The sequence below is a fragment of the Streptomyces sp. NPDC001717 genome (genome assembly GCF_042892775.1).
Classification (GTDB): domain Bacteria; phylum Actinomycetota; class Actinomycetes; order Streptomycetales; family Streptomycetaceae; genus Streptomyces.
Window position 1 is genome coordinate 92,658 of record NZ_JBIAUK010000003.1, and the last position, 24,913, is coordinate 117,570.

The following is a 24,913-nucleotide window of genomic DNA, read 5'->3' on the forward strand; positions in this document are numbered from 1 at the left end:
CACATGAGCATCCGCACCCTGATCCGCGGCGGCCTCGTCGTCACCGCCGCCGACGAACTGCACGCGGACGTCCTGATCGAGGACGGACGCGTCGCGGCCCTCGCCGCACACGGCTCGGCGGCCGCAGAGGCCTGGACGGCCGACCGTACGATCGACGCGAGCGGGAAGTACGTCATCCCCGGCGGGGTCGACGCGCACACCCACATGGAGCTGCCCTTCGGCGGGACCTCCGCCTCGGACACCTTCGAGACGGGCACCCGGGCCGCGGCCTGGGGCGGCACCACCACCATCGTCGACTTCGCCGTGCAGAGCGTGGGCCACGCCCTGCGCGAGGGTCTCGACGCCTGGTACGCCAAGGCGGACGGGCAGTGCGCGATCGACTACGCCTTCCACATGATCCTCTCGGACGTCAACGAGGGCACCCTGAAGGAGATGGACCTCCTCATCGGGGAGGGGGTCACCTCCTTCAAGCTGTTCATGGCCTACCCCGGCGTCTTCTACAGCGACGACGGACAGATCCTGCGCGCCATGCAACGGGCCTCCGGCAACGGCGGGCTGATCATGATGCACGCCGAGAACGGCATCGCGATCGACGTCCTCGTCGAACAGGCCCTGGCGCGCGGGGAGACCGACCCCCGCCACCACGGCGAGGTCCGCAAGGTGCTCCTGGAGGCCGAGGCCACTCACCGCGCCATCCAGCTCGCCCGCGTGGCCGGATCGCCGCTGTACGTGGTCCACGTCTCGGCGGAGGAGGCCGTCGCCGAACTGGCCGCTGCCCGCGACAAGGGGCTGCCCGTCTTCGGGGAGACCTGCCCGCAGTACCTGTTCCTGTCCACCGACAACCTCGCCGAGCCCGACTTCCAGGGTGCCAAGTACGTGTGCTCCACCCCGCTGAGGCCGCGGGAGCACCAGGCGGCCCTGTGGCGGGGGCTGCGCACCAACGACCTCCAGGTGGTCTCCACCGACCACTGCCCGTTCTGCTTCCGCGGTCAGAAGGAGCTGGGACGGGGCGACTTCTCCAAGATCCCCAACGGGCTGCCGGGGGTGGAGAACCGCATGGACCTCCTCCACCAGGCGGTCGTCGACGGGCACATCGGCCGCCGCCGCTGGATCGAGATCGCCTGCGCGACCCCGGCCCGGATGTTCGGCCTCTACCCCCAGAAGGGCACCATCGCGCCGGGCTCCGACGCCGACATCGTCCTCTACGATCCGCACGCCGAGCAGGTCATCTCCGCCGAGACCCACCACATGAACGTGGACTACTCGGCGTACGAGGGCAAACGGATCACCGGACGCGTCGACACCGTGCTCTCGCGCGGCGAACTCGTCATCGACCGGCGCGAATTCACCGGCCGGGCCGGCCACGGGGCGTACATCCCCCGGTCCACCTGTCAGTACCTGTAAGCCGCTCGGACCCGCAAGGAGCCACCCCATGGACTTCGGCCTCGTCCTGCAAACCGATCCGCCCGCCTCGCAGGTGGTCAGCCTCATGCGCCGCGCCGAGCGCAACGGCTTCCGCTACGGCTGGACCTTCGACTCCGCCGTGCTGTGGCAGGAACCGTTCACCATCTACAGCCAGATCCTGGAGCACACCCGCAAGCTCCACGTCGGTCCCATGGTCACCAACCCCGGCACCCGCACCTGGGAGGTCACCGCTTCCACCTTCGCCACCCTCAACGACATGTTCGGCAACCGCACCGTCTGCGGGATCGGGCGCGGGGACTCGGCGATGCGGGTCGCCGGGCGCAAACCCAACACCCTGGCCCGGCTCGGCGAGGCCATCGACGTCATCCGGGACCTGGCCGAGGGCCGCGAGGCCGTTGTCGACGGCAACCCCATCCGGATCCCCTGGATCCGGGACGGCAAGCTGCCCGTCTGGATGGCGGCGTACGGGCCGAAGGCCCTCGCCCTGGCCGGTCAGAAGGCGGACGGCTTCATCCTCCAGCTCGCCGACCTCTACCTCACCGAGTGGATGGTGAAGTCGGTCCGGCAGGCGGCGGCCGACGCGGGCCGAGACCCGGACGCCATCACCATCTGCGTGGCGGCCCCCGCCTACGTGGGCGAGGACCTCGCGCACGCCCGCGACCAGTGCCGCTGGTTCGGCGGAATGGTCGGCAACCATGTGGCCGACCTCGTGGGCCGTTACGGAGAGCACTCCTCGATGGTCCCCGACGAGCTCACCGAGTACATCAAGGCCCGCGAGGGCTACGACTACAGCCACCACGGCCGCGCCGGGAACCCGTCCACCGACTTCGTCCCGGACGAGATCGTCGACCGTTTCTGCCTGCTGGGCCCGGCCGAGGCGCACGTCGAGAAGCTGCGGGCCCTGCGCGACCTCGGCGTCGACCAGTTCGCGGTCTACGACATGCACGACGCGAAGGAGGCGACGATCGACGCGTACGGGCAGCACGTCATCCCGGTGCTGCGCGACTGACCGGCCCCACCCACCGGTCCGTCGCGGGCCCGCCGCGAGGAGCCCGGGCCTGGAGCGAATGCGCGCTCCGGGCCCGGGTAGGCGCCTTACGGAGCCACATGTGGAAGGGGGTCCCCCATGGATTCCGCAGCGGAGGGCGACCGGTTCACCGTCGAGGTGCGACAAGTGCCCGGGGCCACCGTGCTCAAACTCGGTGGCGAGCTGGACCATGACACGGCCGAGCCGCTGCGGCAGGCGCTGGGGGACGCCCCCGCCGAAGGCGGCGATCGGGTACTGGTGGACTTCTCCGACGTGGGCTTCTGCGATTCGACGGGACTGAACGTCCTGCTGCAGGGCCGGCTCACGGCCGAGAAGGCCGGGAACACGATCGAGATCGTGGGCCTGCGCCGACCGGTGCAGCGCATGTTCCGCATCACCGGCGTGGACGAGATCTTCTCCGTGTACGCCGACGTCACCGAGGCACTGGCAGGACGTCCGCGGCACCAATAGCGGAGGCTTAGCGGAGGCGCACCATGAGCGAGCGCCGTTCACCGGAACGGAGTCGGGTCTTCGTGCTGGGCCCCGACGACGACAAGGTCGTCACACGATGCCTCGACTTCACCCGGAGTGCCCTGACCGACTGGGAGTGGCTGCCGGTCACGGACGATGACGAGGAAGCCGCCGTATACGCCGAGGACGTGCTGCTCTTGGTGTCCGAGCTGGTGGCCAACGCCCGCCTGCACGGCGGTGGCCCCATTTCGCTGGCGCTCCTGCGCACCGGTGACGGCCTGCGCATCGAGGTGACCGACCGGAGTTCCGTGCTCCCGGAGCGCCGGCGGAACGCCCACCCCGCCCGGCCCGGCGGGCACGGACTGCTCATCGTGGAGAGGCTGGCGCGGCGTTGGGGCGCGGAGCCGCTGGACGGCGGGAAGTGCGTCTGGCTGGAGGTTTCGGTACCCACGCCGACGCCCGGTGACGCCTGACCCGCAGCCCGCAGCCGGGCCGCAGCCCGGACCCTGAGAGACGGCACACCGCCTGGAGACGACACCCAACCGGGAGACGACACCCAACCGGAGACGGCCAGTGACTCCTGATCCGGGAGATCCGGGACCCTACCGCTGCGGCTCCGCCTCGGGCGTGTCGGTCAGCAGCCCCGTCCGCAGCGTCGTCATGATCCGGCCCAGCAGCCGGGAGACCTGCATCTGGGAGACGCCGAGCCGGTCGCCGATCTCCGCCTGGGTGAGGTCCTCACCGAACCGCAGCGAAAGGATCAGCCGGTCGCGTTCGCCGAGTTCCGCGACGAGCGGCTTGAGGGACTCCAGGCTTTCGATCAGGTCGTACGCGGGTTCCTCGACCCCGAGCGAGTGCGGCGCCGTGCCGCCCTCCGGCTCGTCCCCGGCGGGGCGGTCGAAAGACCCCGCGGTGTATCCGTTGGCGGCCCGGCGTCCCTCGACCACGGAGGTGTCGTCGATGCCCAGCCGCTCCGCGACCTCGTGGTCGGTGGGCTGCCGGCCCAGCCGCTGCTCCAGCGCGTCGTGCGCCTTGGCGATGTCCAGCCGCAGCTCCTGCATGCGCCGGGGAACCTTCACGGCCCACGAGGTGTCGCGGAAGAACCGCTTCATCTCACCGACCACGGTGGGCAGCGCGAACGTCGCGAACTCGACGCCGCGTTCGACGTCGTACCGGTTGATGGCCTTGATCAGGCCGATCGTGCCGACCTGGACGATGTCCTCCAGAGGCTCGCTGCGGCCCCGGAACCGCCGGGCGGCGTACTTCACCAGGCTGAGGTTGAGTTCCACGAGCGTGTTGCGCACGTACGAGTACTCGGCGGTGCCCTCGGTGAGTTCGTCCAGCCGCCGGAACAACGAGACCGACAGGGTCCGGGCCTCGGAGGTGCTCACTCCGAGCGGATTCTCCGGGATGTCCGGCGCGGTGGCGCTGCACATGGTATGGACGGGCTCCGCGGTGTCGCGGGAACGGGGTGACATGGGGATCCTCCGACGGATCGGTTCCGGCGCCTGCCCGGCGCATCGGGGCCGTCGTGGCCTTCTAGGGGGATATACCCCCCGAAGGGCGGTTCGACCCTTCCGCGTGGGACAGTGGATCCAGCGAGGTCACACATGAACGAGTCCGATCGGATCCTGGAAAAGCTGCTCGCGAGCCTCACCGCCGTCCATGACGGGGACCTCACCGCCCGGCTGCCGGACGACGCCGAAGGCCTCCCCGGCGAGATCGCGGCCGTCTACAACCGCATGGTCGAGCGGTTGTCCCTGGTCACCTCCGAGGTCACGCGTGTCGCCCAGGAGGTCGGCGGACAGGGACTGCTCGGCGGGCACGCCCGGGTCCCGCGCACCGGCGGCGTCTGGACCGAGCTCACCACGGGCGTGAACAGCATGGCCGACAACCTGACCTCCCAGGTGCGCAACATCTCGCAGGTGGCGACGGCCGTGGCACGCGGCGACCTCACCCAGCGGATCCGGGTGGACGCGAGCGGTGAGATCCTGGAGTTGAAGGAGACCATCAACACGATGGTCGACCGGCTCTCCTCCTTCGCGGAGGAGGTCACCCGGGTGGCCCGCGAGGTGGGCACCGAGGGGAAGCTGGGCGGTCAGGCCACGGTGCACGGGGTGTCCGGCACCTGGAAGGACCTCACCGACAACGTCAACTCGATGGCGACGAACCTGACCAACCAGGTGCGCAACATCGCCCAGGTCACCACGGCCGTCGCCGGCGGCGACCTCACCCGCAAGATCGACGTGGACGCGCGCGGGGAGATCCTGGAACTCAAGACCACCATCAACACCATGGTCGACCAGCTGTCCTCCTTCGCGGCCGAAGTCACCCGCGTGGCCCGCGAGGTGGGCAGCGAAGGCCGGCTCGGCGGCCAGGCCGAGGTGGCCGACGTATCGGGCACCTGGAAGCGCCTGACGGAGAACGTCAACGAACTCGCCGGCAACCTCACCCGGCAGGTACGCGCCATCGCCGAGGTGACCGGAGCCGTCGCCGAGGGCGACCTGACCCGCTCGATCACCGTGGACGCCCCCGGCGAGGTAGGCGAACTCAGGGACAACATCAACGCCATGGTCGAGTCGCTGCGCGCCACCATCCGCGCCAACGAGGAGCAGGAATGGCTGGGTTCGAGCCTGGCGCGGGTCGCCCGCCAGATCCAGGGCATCCGCGACCTGCCCGCCGTGGCCCAGCTGATCATGCGCGAGGTGCCCCCGCTGGTGAACGCCCAGTACGGCAGCTTCTTCCTGGCCCAGGAGGGTCCCAACGGCACCGAACTCGTGGCGATCGCCACCTACGGGCTGCCCGACGGGCCGGACGTCGGCCCGCGCCGCTTCAGGATCGGCCAGTCCCTCGTCGGCGAGGCCGCCGCCGGCCGCCGGGCCATCACCGTGGACGGCCTGCCGCCCGGGTACGCGACCATCGCGTCCGGCACGGGGGCCGTCGAGGCGACGTCCCTGACCGTGCTGCCGATCGTGGCCAAGGACCAGGTGCTGGGCGCGGTGGAAGTCGCGGCCCTGCACCCGATGAGCCCCCTGCACCGCGACTTCCTCGACCAGCTCACGGAGATGCTGGGCGTCAACGTCCGTTCGCTGATCGCCAACGCCCGCACCGACGAGCTCCTGGAACGCTCCCAGCAGCTGACGGCCGAACTGCGCAGCAGCTCCCACGAACTCCAGGTGGGGCAGCGGGAACTCCAGCGGTCCAACGCCGAGCTGAAGGAGCAGGCGGCCCTGCTGGCCGACCGCAACCGCGACATCGAGCGGAAGAACCTGGAGATCGAACAGGCCCGCCAGGAACTGGAGGAACGCGCCCGGCAGTTGTCGCGCACCTCCATGTACAAGTCGGAGTTCCTGGCCAACATGAGCCACGAGTTGCGCACCCCGCTCAACAGCCTGCTCATCCTCGCCCAGCTCCTCGCGCACAATCCCGAGGGCAACCTGACCGAGAAGCAGGTCGACTACGCGACCGTCATCCACTCCGCCGGATCCGACCTGCTGCAACTGATCAACGACATCCTCGACCTGTCCAAGGTCGAGGCGGGGAAGATGGACATCCACCCCGAGACGATCTCCGTACGGCGTCTGCTGGGCTACCTGGACACCACCTTCCGGCCCGTCGCCGACGAACGGACGCTGGAACTCACCGTCGCGGCCGCCCCCGACGTCCCGGACGACGTGGTCGTCGACGAGGCCCGGCTGCGCCAGGTGCTGCGCAACCTGCTCTCCAACGCGCTGAAGTTCACCGAAGCCGGCCAGGTCACCCTCCTCGTGGGCCGGGCCGCCCCCGACGAGCTGCCCCCGACCCTCACGGGCCTCGCGGACGTGCTGGCCTTCCACGTCACCGACACCGGCATCGGCATCCCCGCCGACCGGCTGGAGTCCGTCTTCGGCGCCTTCCAGCAGGGCGACCCCTCGACCTCCCGCGCCTACGGCGGGACCGGCCTCGGGCTCTCCATCAGCCGTGAGGTGGCGCGGCTCCTCGGCGGCGTCCTGACGGCCAAGAGCACCGAGGGCCGGGGCAGCCGGTTCACGCTGTACCTGCCCGCGCACGACGGCCGGGCCGCGGCGGGCTCCGTACCCGGGGTCGCCGAGCTGCCGGCCGGAACCCCGTCGGCCGGCGCGGGAGCCGAGACGGACACCGAACCGTCCGGCCGGACCGTCCTCGTGATCGACGACGACGCCCGCAACGTCTTCGCGGTGACGGAGATCCTCCAGGAAGCGGGCGTCCGCGTCCTGGCCACGGACAACGGGGAGGCGGGCATCGCCCTGCTCACGAGCGGTGAGCCGGTGCACCTCGTGCTGATGGACCTGATGATGGGCGGCATGGACGGCTACGAGACCACCCGCGCCATCCGCGCCCTGCCCGGCCTCGACGGCCTCCCCGTCATCGTCGTCACCGCCAAGGCCATGCCGGACGACCGGGCCGAAGCCCTGGCAGCCGGAGCGACCGACTACATCGCCAAGCCCGTGGCCCCCGAAGTCCTCATCGCCAAGATCCGTGCCTGCCTGGCCGCCCCGGGCCCGTGACGCCCGGCCCGCCCTTCGCCGGACGGGTCGGTCGGCCCGTCAGCAGACCCGCAGCACCACCAGGCTGGTGTCGTCGTCCGTGTCCCCGCTGACCTCCGCCATCAGCAGGTCGGCCAGCTCGTCCGTGCGCTCCGCCCCGAGCCGCTCGGCCGCCCGCCGCAGCACCGCCAGGCTCTCGTCCAGCCCCTCGTGCCGCCGCTCGACCAGTCCGTCCGTGTAGAAGAGCAGGAAGTCGCCGGGGCGGACCTTGGTCGTCCTGTCCGCGTACACGGCTCCCGGCAGCGCGCCGAGCAGGACGGTGTGCGGCGGTTCCAGGAACCGGCCCCGCCCGTCCCGCACCAGCAGGGGAGGCAGGTGTCCGGCCGTCGTCCAGCGCACGACCCCCGCGCCCGGGTCGTACAACGCGCACACGGCGGTGGCCGTCGGCTGGCCGGGCGCGCTCAGGGTCACCTCGTTGAGCCAACCCATCAGCTGTCCGGGCGCGGCCCCCGTGAACGCCAGTCCGTGCAGCGCGTTGCGCAGCGCGGTCATCGCCGTCGCCGCGTCGATGCCGTGCCCGGCGATGTCACCGACCGAGACGAGGACCCGGCCGCACGGCAGCGGATGCACGTCGTACCAGTCACCACCCACCCGGTACTCCGCGAGGGCCGGGCGGTAGCGGGCCGCGATCTCCAGCCCGGGCAGCGTCTCCAGCGGCGGCGACTCCGGCTGGAGCGCCTGCTGGAGCCGGAGCACCACCTGGTTGCGCATCTCGGCCTCCGCCTGCGCGGCGGTCAGCCGGTCGAAGCTGGCGCTGAGGGCCAGCTCGGTGTGGTGCTGCGCCGTGACGTCCTGATAGACGCCCGCCACCCCGGTCAGGACCCCCTGGGTGAGGACGGGCTCGGCGGCGATCCGGAGGCGGCGCACCCCGCCGTCGGGGCGGGTCACGCGCACCTGCGCCTGGGCGCCCTCCCGCCGCTCCGTCAACGCCGCCAGCAGCTGTTTCAGGTCGTCCTCGTCCTCGGCGTGCACCCGCGGCCCGAGCATCCGGAGCGGCAGCGGGTCCGCCTCCGTCCCCAGACCGAAGATCGCGTACGCCTTCGGACTCCACCGGGACCGGCCCGTCATCAGATCGTCCTCGAACCAGGCGATCCGGGCCAGCCGCCCGAGCACGCGCACCAGCACCGGGCTCGTGTCGACGGTGTCCCACACCACCGCGGCCCGCTCCCTGGCCAGGGCCAGCACCTTCACGTGCGCCATGGACCCCGACTCGGGAGCCGGGCCGTCCTGCGGAAGCGCGGGGGCGAACTGGGGCCCGCCGCCCCCGGCCGCAGCCGTGATCAGCCGCACCAGGCCCTCGTGGGAGTACGGGAACACCTGCGCGGCCGGCCGGCCGACGGGGTCGTGGACCTCGCCGACGGCCCTGCGAGCAGCGGCGTTGACGTATTCGACGACTTCCCGGCCCGGCCCGGTCGTCGCGATGATCGCCGCGGGCTGCTCCAGCAGGTCGAGCACGGCGGACAGCCCTCGGGGCCCGTCCTCCTCGTCCCGGGCCCAGTCCACGACGCGTCCCGCGGGTTCCGCCAGATCGGCGAACTCCCTGCGCATCCCCTCGTCCAGGGACACCGGTCCCTCCCAGGCCGCCAGGAGCAGCCCGGCCGTCCCGCCCGCCCGCCGGATCGGGAAGAGCACCCGGGCGCCGTTCGGGTCGGCGCCCGGCAACCGGGGAGGCCCGCGCGCGCCCATGGGCTCGCCGCCCTTCTCCTGCCCGTCCGGCAGCCAGACGGGCAGACCACCTTGCAGCGCCCGGTGCAGCGGCCCGCCGCACTCGGGCGGCACCCACTGCCAGTGGGAGGCCTCCGGCCGGCTCGCACCGGCCTGCCCGACCAGCTCCAGGCAACCCGTCTCGGTGCGCCGCCACAGGAAGACCGAACGCACGCCGAGCGGGCCCAGGCCGCCCTCCAGCAGGGTGTCCAGGGCCTCGCCGACACTGTCCGAGGCCAGGGTGGCCGCCATGCCGCGCCGGGCCCGGCGCGCGTCGGACAGGGCGCCGGGTCGCCCCTCGGGGACCTCGACGACATGGGCGCCCGCGGCGGCGTTGACGATGTCGGCGGCGGTGTCCACGGCCCCGAGCCCCGTGGACACCGCCAAGTGCACCAAGTGGTCCGCGGCCTCGTCGGGTGGGATGGACAGCTGGGCCGAGAGCGCCCCGGTGGCGAGGTCGAGCAGCCGCCGGCGTGCCCGGTCCGCGTGGAGGGCCGCGATCTCGGCGGTCAGGTCGGCGACGGCGGCGGCCAGGGCGCTGCCGGAGGGAACACCGGCCGGGCCGGGCTCCGTCATGACATCACCTCCGCCGCTCGTCCCCTCCCGTCCGTGCGTCTGCCCCGGGCCCCCGGCGCGAAACGACACGACGGCGGTGCGGAGCCCCCGCGACGCTGCACTCGGGGCACATCGGCGACCACGCGGCGTGGCCGGCGGCGGGCACCGCTGCGCTCCCGGCGGTCTGCGCGGCCCGCGGCTGAACGCCCGGCCGGGCGGACCGGTTCACCCGGAGTACACCCGGCGTCCGGGCGGCCGCCCGAACCGGCGGTGGGGATTGTCGTCCGGGCGTGCTTTGCTGGGGGCATGATCAATGACTTCCTGGCCCAGAACCTGTCCGATGTGGAAGAAGCCGTCCGCAAGGCGGCGGCGGTCGAGATCATGCCGAGGTTCCGGCAGTTGGCCGAGCACGAGGTCGACCAGAAGAGCGGCCCGCACGACCTGGTCACCGTCGCCGACCGGAAGGCCGAGGAGCACCTGACGGCCTCCCTCACCCGGCTCCTGCCCGGCTCCGTCGTGGTCGGCGAGGAGGCCGTGCACGCCGACCCGACCGTCTACGGGGCGCTGCGCGGGGACGCCCCCGTGTGGATCGTGGACCCGGTCGACGGCACCCGGCAGTTCGTCGAGGGAGACCCCGCCTTCTGCACCCTGGTGGCGCTCGCCCACCACGGGGAGATCCTCGCCTCCTGGACCTTCGCCCCCGCCCTGGACGAGCTGGCCACCGCCGTGCGCGGGGAGGGCTCGTACGTCAACGGCGAGCAGATCCACAGCGGTTCGCCCGCGCCGGGCGCCGAGCTGCGCGTCGCCATGGCCCACCCGCTGTACACCACCGACGAGCACAAGCGCATCCTCTCCCGGCTGGACGTGCCCGGGGTCGCGGCCCGGCCCTGCGGTTCGGCGGGCCTGGAGTACCTGAAGGTGGCCCGCGGCGAGATGGACGCCCTGGCCTTCACCTGGCCCTCGGCCTGGGACCACGCGGCCGGTCTGCTGCTGGTCACCGAGGCGGGCGGCACGCACAGCACCGTCGACGGGGTCCCCTTCCGGGTCGACCGGGACAACGCGCTGCCCTTCGCGGTCGGCCGCGACGAGGCCACCACCGTCCGCGTCCGGGACCTGCTGCGCACGCAATAGCCGTCACGCGCACCGTCATCCGAGCTCGCCGCGGTCCCGGCGGTCGGTGCGGGCGCAATATCCTGGAGGCGCAGGAGCCGCCGGACGAAGGAGTCGCAAGTGCCGTCGATTCTCGATGCGGTCGTGGTGGGGGCGGGGCCCAACGGGCTGACGGCCGCCGTGGAACTGGCCCGGCGCGGCTTCTCGGTGGCCGTCTTCGAAGCCGGTGAGACCGTCGGCGGCGGGGCCCGGACCGAAGAGCTCACCCTCCCCGGCTTCCGGCACGACCCCTGCTCGGCGGTCCACCCGCTCGGCGTCGGCTCGCCGGTCTTCGCGACGATGCCGCTGAAGCGGTACGGGCTGGAGTGGCTGCACGCCCCCCTGCCCATGGCGCACCCGTTCGACGACGGCACGGCCGCCGTGCTGTCCCGTTCGGTCGCGGAGACGGCCGCGTCCTTCGGGCCGCGCGACGCGGGCACCTACCGGCGCCTGGTCGAACCCTTCCTCGGCAAGTGGGACACCCTCGCCCGGGACTTCATGTCACTGCCGAGCACCGCGCTGCCCCGCGACCCGCTCACCCTCGCCCGCTTCGGGCTCGCCGGGCTGCCGCCGGCCACCTGGCTGCTGCGCCGCTTCCACGACGACCGGGCGCGGGCACTGTTCGCCGGGCTCGTCGCGCACGTCATCGCCCCGCTCGGCGGGGTGGCCACCGGCGCCGTCGGCATGGTCTTCGCCCTCGCCGCGCACGCGAACGGCTGGCCGATGCCGCGCGGCGGCTCGCAGTCGATCTCCGACGGGCTCGCGGCGTACCTGCGCGACCTGGGCGGCACGGTCCACACCGGTTTCGAGGTCAAGCGGCTCGATGACCTGCCGCCGGCCCGGGCGTACGTGTTCGACACCTCGCCGACCGCACTGGCCCGGATCGCCCGCCTGGGGCGCGCGTACGACGGCTACAAGTACGGCGCCTCCGTGTTCAAGATCGACTACGCGCTGGACGGCCCCGTGCCGTGGACCGCGCCGGAGGCGCGCCGCGCCGGCACCGTCCAGATCGGCCCGGGCAGCCGGGACATCGACGCGGCCCTGCAACTCGTCTCGGGCGGCCGGGCTCCCCGCAACCCCTTCCTCATCACGTCGCAGCCCAGCCTCGTCGACCCGAGCCGGGCCCCCGAAGGCAAGCACGTGTTCTGGGCGTACGGACACGTCCCCGCGGGCTGGGAGGGCGACCTCACCGAAGCCGTCGAACGCCAACTGGAGCGCTTCGCCCCGGGCTTCCGCGATCTGGTGCTGGCCCGCGCCACGGCCGGCCCGCCGCAGATCGCCGCCCGCAACCCCAACTACGTCGGCGGGGACATCGCCTGCGGCTCCGCCGCCGGACTCCGGCTCCTGCTGCGGCCCAAGCTCTCCCTCAGCCCGTACACGACGGCCCACCCGGCGGTCTTCCTGTGCTCCTCGGCCACCCCTCCGGGACCGGGCGTGCACGGGATGTCCGGCCACAACGCGGCCAAGGCGGTCTGGCGCCGGCTGCGCGCCACGTCCTGAGCCGCGCGAACGATGCGAGAAAGGCACGATCATGGTGCAGGTGACCCTGGTCCAGGGGGACATCACCACCCAGCAGGCGGACGCGATCGTCAACGCCGCGAACTCCTCCCTCCTGGGAGGCGGCGGAGTCGACGGAGCCATCCACCGCCGCGGCGGCCCGGAGATCCTCGCGGCCTGCGAGGACCTGCGCCGCTCGCACTACGGCAAGGGCCTGCCGACGGGCAAGGCCGTGGCCACCACCGCGGGCCGGCTCCCGGCCGCCCACGTGATCCACACCGTCGGGCCGGTCTGGTCGAAGGAGCAGGACCGGTCGGAGCTGCTCGCCTCCTGCTACCGCGAATCCCTGCGCGTCGCGGACGAACTGGGGGCGCGCACGGTCGCCTTCCCCGCCATCTCCACCGGCATCTACGGCTGGCCCATGGACGACGGGGCGCGCATCGCCGTCGAAACGGTCCGCGCGGCGGACACCCGGGTGGAGGAAGTGCGGTTCGTCCTCTTCGACGCGACGGCGTACGCGGCCTTCGAGGCCGCCGCGGCGTGATCCACCGGCACGAACGGAGCCCGGCGCCGAGCGCGAAGTGAACGCTCGGCGCCGGGCTCCGTTCGGGACCGGGTGACGGTCAGCGGCACTGCCCCGTCCGGGGACCCTGGACCAGGGTGCCGGTGTGGTCGAGGGTCGGTGCGTTGCCCTCGCAGCGCAGCGGTCCGGTGACCCGGTTGGCCCGGAAGGCCGGGACGGCGTCCTCGGGCAGGAGGCCGCTGCCGCTGTTGCCGTCGATCCGGACCGCGCCGGTGACGGTCGTGGCCGCTGCCAGCAGGCCGCCGGTGTTGTCTTCGAGGGTCAGCGGGCCGTTGACCGTGTTGTCGGCGCAGGCCGCCCCTTCGCGGTCCGAGCCGAACAGGACGTATCCGGTGCTGCCCTTGACGGTGACCGGCCCGGTCAGCCCGGACCGGCACACGGTCAGGGCGAGGGCGCCCTCGGAGGAGAACGGACCGGCGACACGGGCGTCGGAGACCGCCAGCGAGCCGCCGGGCCGGACCGTGACCGGCCCGGTCTGGCTGCCGCCCGAGGCGATGCAGAGCGCCTGCCCCTCGGCGACGGTCAGGGGGCCGACGTGGGCCGTGGTGATGCAGGGCTCACTGAAGCCGACCGTGACGCCGGCGGGCTGCGCCGTCGCAGCGGGGGTGTGGCTGTCGTCGCCCTCGTAGGCCGCGGTGATCCGGTGGTTGCCGGGCTGGAACGCGGACGTACGGAAGGTCGCCCTGCCCCCGTCGAGCGGCACGCTCGCCAGGCGGGTCGCCCCGTCGGAGAACACGACCGTTCCGCTCGGGGTGGGCGCGGCCGGGTTCGCCGAGCCGACCGTCGCGGTGAAGGCGACCTCGTGGCCGAACAGGGGTTCCGTCGTGTCCGCGGTCACGGTGACCGAGGCTCCGTACCGGAACGTCACGATCGCCTTGCCGTTGCCGCGGTTGACGCCCTTGAGGAGGGAGACGCCGGTGGCCGTCGGGGCCGCGTAACTGCTGCCACCGCCGCCGCCGGCCGCGGGGATGTTGCCGGGGGCGCCGGGGCCGGAACGGCCGCCGCCGGAGCCGCCGCCGCCCGCGAAGTACCCGCCGCCACCGCCACCGCCGCCGGAGCCGCCGGCACCGCCGTTCCCGCCGGAGCCGCCGCTGCCGGGGTTGGGCTTGCTGCCCCACGCGTCGGTGTCGCTGCCCGGGGCACCCGGAGCGCCGAGGGTGTTGTTGCGGGGGCCGCCCGCTCCGTGGGCCGACTGGGTTCCGCCGCCGCCCGCGAGGCCGGAGCCGTCGAGGCCACTGCCCTGGCCGCCGGGGTCGGCTTCCGGGCCGCCGCCGTGGCCGCCGCGCAGCAGCGGTCCGCCGTTGCCCGCGCCGCCTCCGCCGCCGGCGACGAGGACCCGGTCGGTCCCGTCGAAGGCACCCGTACGCAGGTCGGTGCCGCCGCCGCCGGAGCCGCCGCCGCCGTGGGAGCCGCCGCCGCCGGAGCCGTGGCCGGTGCCGCCGGGACGGGCGAACTCGCCCTTGCGGGCGGTACCCGAGCTGCCGACCCCGCCGACGGTGAGCCGGAGGGTCCGGCCGGGCGTGACGGCCAGCTCCGCGCGGGTCTCGCCGCCCAGGCCGCCGGGCGCGCCGTCGTTCGGGGGTGAGGGGGTGACGTAGCCCGCCGCGCTGCCTCCCTCGGCGCCGAAGAGGTCGACCGTCACCGAGGTCACTCCCGCCGGCACGGTGAAGGTGTCCGTGCCGACAGCGGAGTAGGTGCAGGTGGGCGCCGCGGTGGTGAAGACCCCGCCGGCGCCGCAAGGGGAGGCCGGGGCCGCCTCGTCGGCGTTCGCGGGGAGGGCGGCGAGGGTGGCCGCCAGGAGGCCGGTCGCGCCGGCCGCCATCACTGACTTGGATCTGAAGATGTTCAACTCGGTTCCAAACGAAGGCACATGAGGCACCTGGGGTGCCTGGGGAAGAAGGCTCAGACGCCGTCGTTGGCGCACAGCGCCCAGACGTCGGTGTAGGTGTTCGGCGAGGAGGGCGCGCCGGTGTGGGAGAAGGCCGACCAGTACGAGGCCGTGGTGGTGCCGTCCGAGACCGGGGTGCCGCCGGAGTCGCTGGGGTAGCTGCCGTTGAGGTGGTCGCCCGGGGAGCCCGGACCCGTGAAGTTCGTGGTCGTGACGGAGCCTCCGCTGATCGCGGCGCCACCGCTGACGAGCTTCCCGTCGTTCTGGCCGCAGCCCACGCTGGTGGTCAGACCGGCGGTGCCCGCGGTCGGGCCGCTCACCTCGCTGAACCGCACCTTCACGGTCGTGCCGCTGATGTTGATGGTGTTGCCGCTGCAGATGGCGTACGCGTAGGTGGTGTTGCCGCTGTCGCCACCGCCGCCGTTCCAGCCGACGGCGCTCCAGGAGTCGGGGTTGGTCTCGCCGTCGGCCGCGGCCTTCTGCCCGTAGCCGTGCGCGGAGTCGTTGAAGGTGGGGAAGCTCGCGATCGGCTTCAGGCTGCCGACGGAGGCCGGCGTGATGCGGGCTCCGCCGCCGAGCAGCCGGGTGTTGGCGGGGCAGGTCGCGGTGACCAGGCCCACCGTCGAAGCGGTGGTGGGTCCGGCGACCTTGTTCATGACCACCTGGGTGTGGTTGATCAGGTTGCTGGTGAAGCACATGGCGTACGGGGTGCTGGAGAACGAGGCGTTCACCGCGCCGCCGCTGCCGCCGATGCCGAGCCAGTAGGCCACGTCGGTGCCGACGACCCCGGTGGAGCCGGTGTACTCGGTGCTGCCGTCGGGGCTCGGCGAGGTGCCGTTGATCTTGTTGCCGTTCGACGAACTGCCGGTGCCGATCGCCTGGTTGATCCCGCCGCCGGAGATCAGGCCGCTGCTGCAGTGGGCGTTCGTCGAGATCTCGGAGAACGCGGATCCGGGGCCGGACGTGGCGCCGGGGGTCTGGACCGTCACGCCGACCGTGTTGGCGTAGGCGGAGCCGGGTACGGCCAGGGCCGGCAGGGCGCCGAGGACCAGGGCCCTTCCGGCGACAGGGCGACGCAGGAGCATCTTTCGCATGGACTTCCCTCATTCGGAGGTGGTGGTGCCCCGGACGGGAGGCTGCGGGTTGCGCTTGCGGAATGTATCAGTCAGATAAGCGTGCAGGTAAGGCCGATTCGACGAAATAACCTTGCAGATGCGGTACTCGTGGGTAGGGTGCGGCGGCGCGCCGTGGGCATGCCTGTGAGCGGACCGCCGAAGGGCGGCCCGCTCGGGGCGGGTCGGGTGGCCCGGGTGGGGCCGGTCGGGTGGCCCGGGTGGCCGGGCGCGCCTCAGAGGCGGCGCGCGGAGGCGCCCGGGGTGGGGCGCGGGTAGGTCCGGGACTGCTTCACGCTGCCGTAGGCGAAGCTCGACTCGATCGAGGCGATGCCGGGGATGGCGTGGATCCGGTCGCGCACGAGCGACTCGTACGCCTCCAGGTCCTCGATGACGATGCGGAGCAGGTAGTCGCTGCTGCCCGCCATCAGGTAGCAGTCCTGGATGTGCTCGATGACGTGGACGTGCTCCTCGAAGGCGCGGACCGCGTCCGCCGTGTGGCGTTCCAGCCGGATCCGGACGAAGACGGTGATCGGCAGTCCGAAGGCGACCTGGTCGACCATGGCCGTGTAGCCGCGGATCAGGCCCGCGTCCTCCAGCCGCCGGACCCGGCGCAGGCAGGGCGAGGGGGAGAGGCGCACGCGGTCGGCGAGGTCCTGGTTGGACAGCCGCCCGTCGGCCTGCAATTCCCGGATGATCTGCAGATCGACTGCGTCCATGGCCACTCCTTGGCAGATTCTGCCCCAAACGTATGTCCGGGCGGCAGAACTGGCAATCGACTGCCCCGGCCCAGGCCCTAGCGTTGCGGGTGTACGGAATCCCGTACGCGTGAGCCCGAAGCTGGAGCCGCCACCCTTGGTCGCCATCGACACCACGGCCGCCGCCGCACACCCCGCGGCGGCCGGCCGTCTCCGGCTCTCCCCGCAGACCCGGGGCATGGCCGCCCTGCTGGTCACCGTGGCGATCTGGGCCGCCTTCGCGCTCAGCGCCCGCGCACTGAGCGCCTCCTCCCTGCTGCCGGCCGACGCCGCCCTGCTCCGCTTCGGCGTCCCGCTCGTCGTGCTGGCCCCCGCCCTGTGGCGGCGCAGGCACCGCATCGCGGCGGTCCGGCCGAGCGCCGCGATCAAGATCGTGTGCGGCGCCGGGGTGCCCTTCTTCCTCGCGGCGATGCACGGCGGCGCCCTGACCTCCGCCGCGTTCGTCGGCTCGATCGTCCCCGGGATGGTCCCCCTCTTCGTCTCCGCGCTCATGATCGCCCGCGGGCGCAGCGTGCCCCGCGGCACGCAGGCGGTCGGGCTCGTACTGATCGCGGCGGGCGTGGCCGCCCTCGTCTGGCGCTACGTGGTCCCGGTGGACACCGACGTGCTGCTGGGCTCCGGGATCCTGCTGGTGGCCAGCGGGCTGTGGGCGCTGTACACGGTGGGCCTCAAGGAGGTCGACCTCGATCCCGTCGGGTCGATCGGCCTGTTGTGCCTGCCCTCCTTCGCGGTCATCGGACTCCTCGTCCTGACCGGGGTGCTCCCCACGGGCCTCGCGCACGCGGCCGGTTCGGACATCCTGATGTTCCTCGTCGTACAGGGCCTCGGGGTCGGCCTGTGCGCCGGCCTGCTGTACGCCTTCGCCATCCGCCGGCTGGGGGCCGAGCGCAGCTCCGTCGTCGGCAGCCTCAGCCCCGTCGCCGTCGTCCTGCTCGCCGTCCCCGTGCTCGGCGAGTCGCCGACCGTCGCCGTCCTCGTCGGCGTGCCCCTCATCACCACCGGCGTCGTCCTCGCCAACCGCCGCCCACGACACAAGGTTCCCGCAGATGCTTGAGCTCCTCCCGCCGCCGCCCGCCGATCCGCTGTGGGTCCTCACCGACGAGTTCGGCGCCGACGAGCGCCCCGAACGCCTCAACCTCGTCCTCGGCGTCTACCGTGACGAATCGGGCCGCACCCCCGTCATGGCCGCCGTACGGGAGGCCGAGATCCGGCTGGCGGAGCGCTCCGCCTCCAAGGAGTACCGGGGCTTGTCCGGCAACACCGCCTTCAACCGGGCCCTGCTGGCGATGGTCCTGGGCGCCGGGGGCCCCGCCGATCGGGCCGCGGCCGTGCAGACCGTCGCCGGCTCCGGGGCCCTGCGCCTGCTGGCCGACCTGATCTGCCGGACCCGGCCGGGCACCACGGTGTGGATCAGCGACCCCGCCTACGTCAACCACCGGCCCATCCTGGAGGCCGCCGGGCTGAAGGTGCGCACGTACGGCTGGCGCGACGCCGAGGGCGCCTTCGACACCGAGGGCGTGCTGCGCGAACTCGCCGGCGCGGGCCGCGACGACGTCGTCCTGCTCCAGGGCTCCTGCCACAACCCCACCGGGGTCGACCCGCTCCTGGACGACTGGGAGGCGCTGGCCGAATCCGCCGTCAGTGGCGGCTGGGTGCCCTTCGTGGACCTCGCCTACCACGGGCTCGGCGACGGGCTGGAGGCCGACCTGCTGCCCACCCGGATGCTGGCGGCGCGCGTGCCGGAGATGCTGATCGCCGTCAGCTGCTCGAAGAACTTCGGCCTCTACAGCGACCGCGTCGGCTGCGCCATCGTGCTCGGTGCCTCGGCCGGCGCCGCACGGCACGCCGAGACCGCCCTGCAGAACGCCGCCCGCACGCAGTACTCGATGCCGCCCGAGCACGGCGCGGCCGTGGTGACCACCATCCTGGAGGACGCCGGGCTGCGGGACCTCTGGCGGGCCGAACTGGACCTCATGCGTGCCCGGATCACGGGCAACCGGGCCGTACTGACCGCGCACCTGGGCGCGCTGGGCCTGGGCGCGGAGGCCGGGATGCTGGCGCGCCAGAAGGGCATGTTCTCGATGCTGCCGCTCACGCCGCCGCAGATGCTGGCGCTGCGCAGGGAGTTCGCGATCTACGGGACGACCTCGGGGCGCGTCAACATCGCGGGCATCGCAGGGGATCTGATCCCGCGCCTGGCGCAGGGCATCGCCGCGGTCATGCGGTAGCCGCGCCGGCCATCGGACCCCGTTCACCCCGGCCCCCGTTCGCCCACGGCCCCCGGACAGGGCAGTCCCCGGCGTGCCGGTCGATCCACGAGCCATCCGCCGTCGCAGGTGGCTCCCATGGTCGAACTCGGCCCGCCGGGGGCCTGGCCAGAGCCTGGACAAGGGTCGTGCGGGCCTCTGAACGTCTCCAGAGGGCGGCTGCGGCTCTTTCCGGTGATCCGGTGTAAAGATGAGTTTCCTCCCTATTCGTCCAGAGTCAAGAGGTTCCCGGACGTAAGCTGAAAGGGATCTGCGTCGCGCTCGGAGACGGGCCCGAACGAAGGTGCTGCCATGACCGCATGGTCGATTTCACGCGGACCCGGAGCCACCGCCTGGGCACCCGAAACGGTCACGTCCGAGCCGTACAACGCGCAGACTCCGCCCGCCGCCCTGATCGAGCCGGTCACGCCCGCGGGGGCCTTCTTCGTACGCGACCACTTCGGCATCCCGCAGACCACGCCCGGGTTGTGGCGCATGCGCCTCGGCGGCGAGGTCGCCACGCCCTTCGAGATCGGCTACGAGGAGCTGCTCGGGTTCGAACGCCGGGAGTTCGACGCCGTCCTGGAGTGCGCGGGCAACGGCCGCGCCCTGATGACCCCCCGCCCGCCGGGCCTGCCCTGGAGCCTGGGGGCCGTGGGCTGCGCGCACTTCGCGGGCGTTCCCTTCCGTGCCCTCGCCGCCCGCGCCGGGATCCGTCCGGCCACCGTGGAGATCGTCTTCACCGGGGCCGACTCCGGCACCGTGCACGGTCTGCCCACCCCCTTCGAACGCAGCCTGCCCCTCGCCGCGGCCCTGCACCCGGACACCCTCCTCGTCACCCACATGAACGGCGAGCCCCTCGCGCCCGAGCACGGCGCCCCGGTCCGCCTGGTCGTCCCCGGCCGGTACGCGGTCGCCGACGTGAAGTGGCTGGTGGGGGCCCGCGCCGTGGCGGAGCCGTTCGCCGGCGTCTTCCAGGCCGAGGAGTACGTCTACACCGCCTCGCGCGGCACCCCCGAAGGCCCCGTCACCACGGTCAGGGTCAAATCGCTCATCACAGAACCCGAACCGGACGAAGCCGTGCGCCGCGGCCACGCGACGCTCGTCCGCGGCCGGGCCTGGTCCGGCGACGGCGTGTCCGTACGCCGCGTCGAGGTCAGGGCCGCGTACGAGGGCGACGACGCCCGCGGCGGCGCGGTCGCCGACCTCGGCCGGCTCGGCGACCGGCACTGGAACGACGCCGTACTGGAGCCGCCACCCGGACCCTACGCCTGGACCGGATGGTCCTACCGGTGGACCCCCGAGCGCCCCGGCCCGTACCGGCTGCTGGCCCGCGCGACCGACGAGCACGGCGACACCCAGCCGCCGCGCGCGCCGTGGAACGCCCGGGGCTACGGCTGCAACCCGGTGGCCTCGGTCGAGGTGGTCGTCGTCTAGGCGGGAAACCCGATCAGGGGCCGGACGGCCGCGGCCCGGGCGGTGAGGGACATGAGCGAGATCGAGGTCATGACCACGGCGTCGCTGGGTGACACCAGCTACCTCCTCGTCAGCGGTGACGAGGCCGCCCTGGTGGACCCGCAACGCGACAGCTGGGAGCTGCTGGAGTCCTGTACGTCCAGGGGGGTGCGGATCCGGTACGTGCTGGAGACGCACGTGCACAACGACTACGTCTCCGGCGCCCTGGAGGTCCGCGCGGCGACCGGCGCCACCGTCGCCGGCCCGGCCCGTGCACCGTACGCCTTCGACCACCTCGGGCTGGCCGAGGACGACGAGATCTCCGTCGGCGACGTGACCGTGCGGGCCATGGAGACCCCCGGCCACACCGCCGAGCACACCTCCTACCTCGTCTTCGACGACACCGACCGGCCCCCGACCGCCGTCTTCACCGGGGGCAGCCTCCTCGTCGGCAACGCGGGCCGCACCGACCTCGCCGGCCCCGGGCGTACGGAGGAACTGGCGCGGGCCCAGTTCCGTACCCTCGGCCGCCTCGCACTGCTGCCCGACGCCACCCGGGTGCTCCCGACGCACGGCGCGGGCAGCTCCTGCGCGGCCGGGCCGGTGGCGGGGGAACGGACCAGCACCGTCGGCGCGGAACGGCGCACCAACCCCGTACTGGCCGCCCGCGACGAGGAGGAGTTCGTCCGGGGCAGACTGACGGGACTGCCGCCGTACCCCGCCTACTACCGCCACATGGCCCCGATCAACCGCAGGGGACCCCACGTGCTGGGCGGCCCGCCCGCGCCCCGGCCGCTCACCCCGGCCGTGGTGGAGGGGCTCGCCGGGGGCGGCGCGCAGATCGTCGACGGGCGCGGGCGCGTCGAGTTCGCCGCCGCCCACCTGCCCGGCGCGCTCTGCGACGAACTGGACGACCGCTTCGCGAGCCTGGTCGGCGAGGTCGTGCCCTTCGGCACCCGCCTGGTCCTGGTCCTGCCGGAGCCGGAGGAGGACGCGGCCCGCGAGGCGATGACCCAACTCCTGCGGATCGGCTACGAGGACGTCGCCGGATACCTGGCGGGAGGCGTCGCCGCCTGGGCGGCTGCCGGCCGCCCGCTGCGTTCCCTCCGCACCGCGGACGCCTCCGAACTGGCCGGCCGCCAGGGCGGCCGGCTGGTGCTCGACGTCCGGCCCGAGCACCCGGAGGGCGGGGTTCCCGGCACCCTCCGCGTACCGCTCGCCGAACTGCCGCACCGGCTGGGCGAGCTGCCCCGGGACGAAGAGGTCTACGTGGTGTGCGGCACCGGCCGCCGGGCGGCCGTCGCGGCGGGGCTGCTCGACCGCGCCGGGATCCCCGTGACGGCGGTGATCAGCGGCGGAGTGCGGGACCTGACGCAACACGAGAGGAGCTGACCATGAGCGGCAGCGGATACGCCCGTCCGGAGACACTGGTGGACACCGAGTGGCTGGCCGAGCACCTGGACGACCGGACGGTACGCGTCATCGACGTGGACGAGGACACCACCGCCTACGAACAGGGCCACATACCCGGCGCCGTGGGCTGGAACTGGGCCACCGACCTGCACACCGCCGTGGGCCGGGACTACCTGGACCGCGAGGCGCTCGGGCGGCTGCTCGCCGACGCCGGGGTCGGCTACGACACGACGGTGATCCTCTACGGCGGCAACAACAACTGGTTCGCCGCGTACGCCTACTGGATCATGCGGCTGCGCGGCTTCAACCGGGTCAGGCTGCTCGACGGCGGCCGCAAGAAGTGGGAGCTGGAGAGCCGGGAGACGACCCGGGACGTGCGGACGTACGAGCCCACCGACTTCACGGTGACCGGCCAGGAGAACCCGCAGTTCAGGGCGATGCGCACCGAGGTCCTCGACAGCGGCGGCCGCGGGGTGCAGATGGTCGACGTCCGCTCGCCGGAGGAGTACCGCGGCGAGCGGCTGGCGCCCCCGCACCTGCCGCAGGAACAGGCCCAGGTCCCCGGGCACATCCCCGGGGCCGTCAACGTCCCCTGGGCGCAGGCCGCCAACGACGACGGCACCTTCAAGTCCGCCGACGAACTGCGGATGCTCTACCTGGGCCAGGGCATCACCCCGGACCGGGAGGTCATCGCCTACTGCCGGATCGGCGAGCGCTCCTCGCACACGTGGTTCGCCCTCCACGAACTGCTCGGCTACCCGGACGTCAAGAACTACGACGGCTCCTGGACCGAGTACGGCTCGCTGGTGCAGGCACCCGTCGCCCTGGGCTGAGCCCCCGCACGCGTCCGCTTCCATCGGCAGGGCCCCGCGTCCATGGCTCGGATAGGGTGAATCGGTAGGAATCGGGCCCCCCGGGGTGAGGTTGGTGCATTGGACACGTACCAGTCGGCGAGCGAGGTGCCGGAGCAGCCGGCCGCGGCTGTCGGGTACGCGGGCGTGCTCCGCGAGCTGCTGCCCATCGCCCTGTGGCGGGAGGACGCCGACGGACGGGTCGTGGAGTGGTCGCTGGCCGCCCAGGACCTGCTCGGACACCGCCCCGAGGAGATCATCGGCCGCATCGGCTCCGAGGTGCTCGTTCCCGAGGCCAACCACGAACTCGCAGGTCAGCTGACCCGGCGCGTCCAGTCCGGCGAGACCGTCATCGGCACCCTCCCCGTGCGCCACCGCGACGGGCACCGCGTCCCGATGGAGATGTGGATCGTCCCCGCCGCCGACCCGCAAGGCCGTACGGGCGCCATGCTCGTCGCCGTGGAGACCTCCGAGGTCCACCACATGCGCGACTCGCTCGCAGCCCTCCAGAGCCTGTTCACGCAGTCGCCCATCGGCCTCGCCACCCTCGGCCCCGACCTGCGCTTCCTGCGGGTCAACGACGCCCTGGCCCGGATGAACGGCGTCCCCGCCTTCGAACACCTCGGCCGACGCCTCACCGAGGTGGCGCCCGGGGTCAACGCGACCGCGCTGGAAGCCACGATGCAGCAGGTCCTCGACCGCGGGAAGGCCGTCGTCGACGTGCGCCGCACCGGCCGGACCCCCTCCGACCCCGGGCACGACCACACCTGGTCCTGCTCCTACGCCCCGCTGCTCGACGGCTCCGGGCGGCCCCTCGGTCTGATCGCCTCCCTCATCGACATCACCGAGGGCCAGCGGGCCCAGGCCGACGCGGAACGGGCCCGGCACCGCTTCGCCCTGCTCGCCGAGGCCGGCACCCGCATCGGCACCACCCTGGACCTGCACCAGACTGCTCAGGAGATCGTGGACGTCCTCGTACCGCAGCTCGCCGACTCCGCCGACGTCCAGATGCTGGTGGCGGTCCTCGAGCCCGACGACACCACCGCGGCCGGATCCTCCCGGGGAGTCCTGCGCCGGCTCGCCGCCCACTTCCCCGACCCGGCCGCGCCCACCGCGAAACTGGCGGCCGGACAGACCTTCCAGCTCCCCGTGGACAGCGTCTACGAGCAGGTCCTCGCCGAGGGCCGACCGATGGCCCTGTACTCCTCCGACGTCCCCGCGCTGATCACCGACCCGCGCGCGGGCGCCCTGCGCGACTACCTCGCGACCCTCGGCTCGGCCCGCATGGTCCCGCTCGTCGCCCGCGGCAAGGTGCTCGGCGCCGTCGCCGTGACCCGGCTGCGCACCCGCGAACCCTTCGACGAGGAGGACTGCGTGCTCATCGACGAACTCGTCGCCCGCGCCGCCCTCAACATCGACAACGCCCGCATGTTCACCGCCCAGCGCCGCGCCGCCCTCACCCTCCAGCGCAGCCTCACCAACAGCGCGCTGCCCCAGGTCGCCGGTCTCGAACTCACCGGGCGCTACCTGCCCGCCAGCGACCACGACGTCGGCGGGGACTGGTTCGACGCCATCCGGCTCCCCGGCGGGCGCACCGGACTGGTCATCGGCGACGTCATGGGCCACGGCATCCACGCCGCCGCCGTCATGGGCCAGCTGCGCACCGCCGTACGGACCCTCGCGCGCCACGACGTGCCCCCGGACCGGCTGCTGCGCTCGCTCGACGCCGTCGTGGCCGACCTGGGCGCGGACGAGATGGCCACGTGCGTGTACGCCGTCCACGACCCGGCCACGAGCGACTGCGTGATCGCCCGCGCCGGGCACCCGCCGCCCGCCGTGGTCGCCGCGGACGGGACCATCGGCTTCCTCGACGGCCCGCCCGGCACCCCGCTGGGCACCGGCACGGGCCCGGGAGGCGGCCAGGAATTCCGCACCGAGCAGGTGCGGCTGCCCCCGGGAAGCCTGCTCGTGCTCTACACCGACGGGCTCATCGAGGCCCGCGACCGCGACCTCGACCAGGGCATGGCCCAGCTGGCGGAGGCCCTGCGCGGGGCCGGGCGCCCGCTGGAGGAGGTCTGCGACAGCATCCTCGCGCGCCTGCTGCCCGTGGCCCCGCAGGACGACGTGGCGGTGCTGCTGGCCCGCACCCTCCCGCTGTGAGCCCGCCCGCCGCGAGCCCGCCCGCCGCGAGCCCGCCCACTGCGACCCCGCCCG

The 24,913-nt window shown here is 73.2% G+C and carries 19 protein-coding genes; 14 read left to right on the forward strand and 5 right to left on the reverse strand.

Going from position 1 to position 24,913, the window contains the following annotated elements; genetic code table 11:
* Positions 1-3: 3 nt before the first annotated feature.
* The 4 genes from hydA to ACFYZL_RS07805 all read left to right on the forward strand — a co-directional run bounded on the left by hydA (position 4) and on the right by ACFYZL_RS07805 (position 3,396).
* A complete protein-coding gene (gene hydA / locus ACFYZL_RS07790; protein ID WP_384756610.1) occupies positions 4-1,404 on the forward strand; it encodes a dihydropyrimidinase in 1,401 nt (466 codons plus the stop codon).
* Positions 1,405-1,432: 28 nt separating this feature from the next.
* Positions 1,433-2,434: a TIGR03842 family LLM class F420-dependent oxidoreductase gene (locus tag ACFYZL_RS07795; protein ID WP_384756607.1), complete on the forward strand. Its 1,002-nt coding sequence runs from the start codon at positions 1,433-1,435 to the stop codon at positions 2,432-2,434.
* A gap of 117 nt (positions 2,435-2,551) precedes the next feature.
* Positions 2,552-2,923: an STAS domain-containing protein gene (locus ACFYZL_RS07800; protein WP_384756604.1), complete on the forward strand. Its 372-nt coding sequence runs from the start codon at positions 2,552-2,554 to the stop codon at positions 2,921-2,923.
* Positions 2,924-2,946: 23 nt separating this feature from the next.
* Positions 2,947-3,396, forward strand: coding sequence for an ATP-binding protein (locus tag ACFYZL_RS07805; RefSeq protein ID WP_388677074.1), 450 nt, complete (start codon positions 2,947-2,949; stop codon positions 3,394-3,396).
* Between the two features lie 129 nt (positions 3,397-3,525).
* Here the strand turns inward: ACFYZL_RS07805 and ACFYZL_RS07810 are convergent, their stop codons facing one another.
* Positions 3,526-4,401 carry a SigB/SigF/SigG family RNA polymerase sigma factor gene (locus tag ACFYZL_RS07810; protein ID WP_388677078.1) on the reverse strand — a complete coding sequence of 292 codons (876 nt, stop codon included), beginning with the start codon at positions 4,399-4,401 and terminating at the stop codon, positions 3,526-3,528.
* Positions 4,402-4,512: 111 nt separating this feature from the next.
* On the opposite strand from ACFYZL_RS07810, the gene ACFYZL_RS07815 reads away from it, so the two are divergent.
* Positions 4,513-7,449, forward strand: a complete 2,937-nt coding sequence (locus tag ACFYZL_RS07815) for a HAMP domain-containing protein (protein ID WP_388677081.1) — start codon at positions 4,513-4,515, stop codon at positions 7,447-7,449.
* A gap of 39 nt (positions 7,450-7,488) precedes the next feature.
* On the opposite strand, the gene ACFYZL_RS07820 is transcribed toward ACFYZL_RS07815, so the two are convergent.
* Positions 7,489-9,768: a SpoIIE family protein phosphatase gene (locus ACFYZL_RS07820; RefSeq protein ID WP_388677084.1), complete on the reverse strand. Its 2,280-nt coding sequence runs from the start codon at positions 9,766-9,768 to the stop codon at positions 7,489-7,491.
* 285 nt (positions 9,769-10,053) lie between these two features.
* Between ACFYZL_RS07820 and ACFYZL_RS07825 the strand changes: the two genes are divergently transcribed.
* The 3 genes from ACFYZL_RS07825 to ACFYZL_RS07835 all read left to right on the forward strand — a co-directional run bounded on the left by ACFYZL_RS07825 (position 10,054) and on the right by ACFYZL_RS07835 (position 12,937).
* The gene (locus ACFYZL_RS07825) at positions 10,054-10,878 is read left to right on the forward strand and encodes an inositol monophosphatase family protein (RefSeq protein ID WP_384753304.1); all 825 of its coding nucleotides are present in this window, start codon (positions 10,054-10,056) and stop codon (positions 10,876-10,878) included.
* 99 nt (positions 10,879-10,977) lie between these two features.
* Positions 10,978-12,396 (forward strand): phytoene desaturase family protein, encoded by a 1,419-nt coding sequence (locus tag ACFYZL_RS07830; protein ID WP_384753307.1) that lies wholly within the window; start codon positions 10,978-10,980, stop codon positions 12,394-12,396.
* A 31-nt stretch (positions 12,397-12,427) separates the two neighbouring features.
* Positions 12,428-12,937, forward strand: coding sequence for an O-acetyl-ADP-ribose deacetylase (locus ACFYZL_RS07835; protein WP_384753310.1), 510 nt, complete (start codon positions 12,428-12,430; stop codon positions 12,935-12,937).
* 79 nt (positions 12,938-13,016) lie between these two features.
* Here the strand turns inward: ACFYZL_RS07835 and ACFYZL_RS07840 are convergent, their stop codons facing one another.
* The 3 genes from ACFYZL_RS07840 to ACFYZL_RS07850 form a co-directional block, all read right to left on the reverse strand.
* Positions 13,017-14,825 carry an Ig-like domain-containing protein gene (locus ACFYZL_RS07840; RefSeq protein ID WP_388677089.1) on the reverse strand — a complete coding sequence of 603 codons (1,809 nt, stop codon included), beginning with the start codon at positions 14,823-14,825 and terminating at the stop codon, positions 13,017-13,019.
* 53 nt (positions 14,826-14,878) lie between these two features.
* Positions 14,879-15,958: a hypothetical protein gene (locus ACFYZL_RS07845; RefSeq protein WP_384753319.1), complete on the reverse strand. Its 1,080-nt coding sequence runs from the start codon at positions 15,956-15,958 to the stop codon at positions 14,879-14,881.
* A 254-nt stretch (positions 15,959-16,212) separates the two neighbouring features.
* On the reverse strand, positions 16,213-16,695 hold the full coding sequence (locus ACFYZL_RS07850) for an Lrp/AsnC family transcriptional regulator (protein ID WP_384753322.1): 483 nt from the start codon (positions 16,693-16,695) through the stop codon (positions 16,213-16,215).
* Positions 16,696-16,804: 109 nt separating this feature from the next.
* Here ACFYZL_RS07850 and ACFYZL_RS07855 point away from each other — a divergent pair, with 109 nt between their 5' ends.
* The 6 genes from ACFYZL_RS07855 to ACFYZL_RS07880 all read left to right on the forward strand — a co-directional run bounded on the left by ACFYZL_RS07855 (position 16,805) and on the right by ACFYZL_RS07880 (position 24,859).
* Positions 16,805-17,788: a DMT family transporter gene (locus ACFYZL_RS07855; protein WP_384753325.1), complete on the forward strand. Its 984-nt coding sequence runs from the start codon at positions 16,805-16,807 to the stop codon at positions 17,786-17,788.
* Entirely contained in the window at positions 17,781-18,962 is a 1,182-nt protein-coding gene (locus ACFYZL_RS07860; RefSeq protein WP_384753328.1) for an aromatic amino acid transaminase, read from the forward strand. Before ACFYZL_RS07855 ends, ACFYZL_RS07860 begins: the two co-directional genes overlap by 8 nt.
* 330 nt (positions 18,963-19,292) lie before the next feature.
* Positions 19,293-20,417: a sulfite oxidase gene (locus ACFYZL_RS07865; protein WP_388677094.1), complete on the forward strand. Its 1,125-nt coding sequence runs from the start codon at positions 19,293-19,295 to the stop codon at positions 20,415-20,417.
* Positions 20,418-20,468: 51 nt separating this feature from the next.
* Positions 20,469-21,827, forward strand: a complete 1,359-nt coding sequence (locus ACFYZL_RS07870) for a rhodanese-like domain-containing protein (RefSeq protein ID WP_388677097.1) — start codon at positions 20,469-20,471, stop codon at positions 21,825-21,827.
* Between the two features lie 2 nt (positions 21,828-21,829).
* Positions 21,830-22,681: a sulfurtransferase gene (locus tag ACFYZL_RS07875; protein ID WP_384753336.1), complete on the forward strand. Its 852-nt coding sequence runs from the start codon at positions 21,830-21,832 to the stop codon at positions 22,679-22,681.
* A gap of 99 nt (positions 22,682-22,780) precedes the next feature.
* On the forward strand, positions 22,781-24,859 hold the full coding sequence (locus tag ACFYZL_RS07880) for a SpoIIE family protein phosphatase (RefSeq protein WP_384753338.1): 2,079 nt from the start codon (positions 22,781-22,783) through the stop codon (positions 24,857-24,859).
* Positions 24,860-24,913: the final 54 nt, after the last annotated feature.

Excerpts from the sequence above, each read along its gene's own strand:
- ACFYZL_RS07875 (WP_384753336.1), top strand. The coding sequence starts at position 21,830 with ATGAGCGGCAGCGGATACGCCCGTCCGGAGACACTGGTGGACACCGAG.
- ACFYZL_RS07825 (WP_384753304.1), top strand. The coding sequence starts at position 10,054 with ATGATCAATGACTTCCTGGCCCAGAACCTGTCCGATGTGGAAGAAGCC.
- ACFYZL_RS07870 (WP_388677097.1), top strand. The coding sequence starts at position 20,469 with ATGAGCGAGATCGAGGTCATGACCACGGCGTCGCTGGGTGACACCAGC.
- ACFYZL_RS07850 (WP_384753322.1), bottom strand. The coding sequence starts at position 16,695 with ATGGACGCAGTCGATCTGCAGATCATCCGGGAATTGCAGGCCGACGGG.
- ACFYZL_RS07860 (WP_384753328.1), top strand. The coding sequence starts at position 17,781 with ATGCTTGAGCTCCTCCCGCCGCCGCCCGCCGATCCGCTGTGGGTCCTC.
- ACFYZL_RS07845 (WP_384753319.1), bottom strand. The coding sequence starts at position 15,958 with ATGCGAAAGATGCTCCTGCGTCGCCCTGTCGCCGGAAGGGCCCTGGTC.
- hydA (WP_384756610.1), top strand. The coding sequence starts at position 4 with ATGAGCATCCGCACCCTGATCCGCGGCGGCCTCGTCGTCACCGCCGCC.
- ACFYZL_RS07795 (WP_384756607.1), top strand. The coding sequence starts at position 1,433 with ATGGACTTCGGCCTCGTCCTGCAAACCGATCCGCCCGCCTCGCAGGTG.
- ACFYZL_RS07835 (WP_384753310.1), top strand. The coding sequence starts at position 12,428 with ATGGTGCAGGTGACCCTGGTCCAGGGGGACATCACCACCCAGCAGGCG.
- ACFYZL_RS07820 (WP_388677084.1), bottom strand. The coding sequence starts at position 9,768 with ATGACGGAGCCCGGCCCGGCCGGTGTTCCCTCCGGCAGCGCCCTGGCC.
- ACFYZL_RS07800 (WP_384756604.1), top strand. The coding sequence starts at position 2,552 with ATGGATTCCGCAGCGGAGGGCGACCGGTTCACCGTCGAGGTGCGACAA.
- ACFYZL_RS07805 (WP_388677074.1), top strand. The coding sequence starts at position 2,947 with ATGAGCGAGCGCCGTTCACCGGAACGGAGTCGGGTCTTCGTGCTGGGC.
- ACFYZL_RS07865 (WP_388677094.1), top strand. The coding sequence starts at position 19,293 with ATGACCGCATGGTCGATTTCACGCGGACCCGGAGCCACCGCCTGGGCA.
- ACFYZL_RS07810 (WP_388677078.1), bottom strand. The coding sequence starts at position 4,401 with ATGTCACCCCGTTCCCGCGACACCGCGGAGCCCGTCCATACCATGTGC.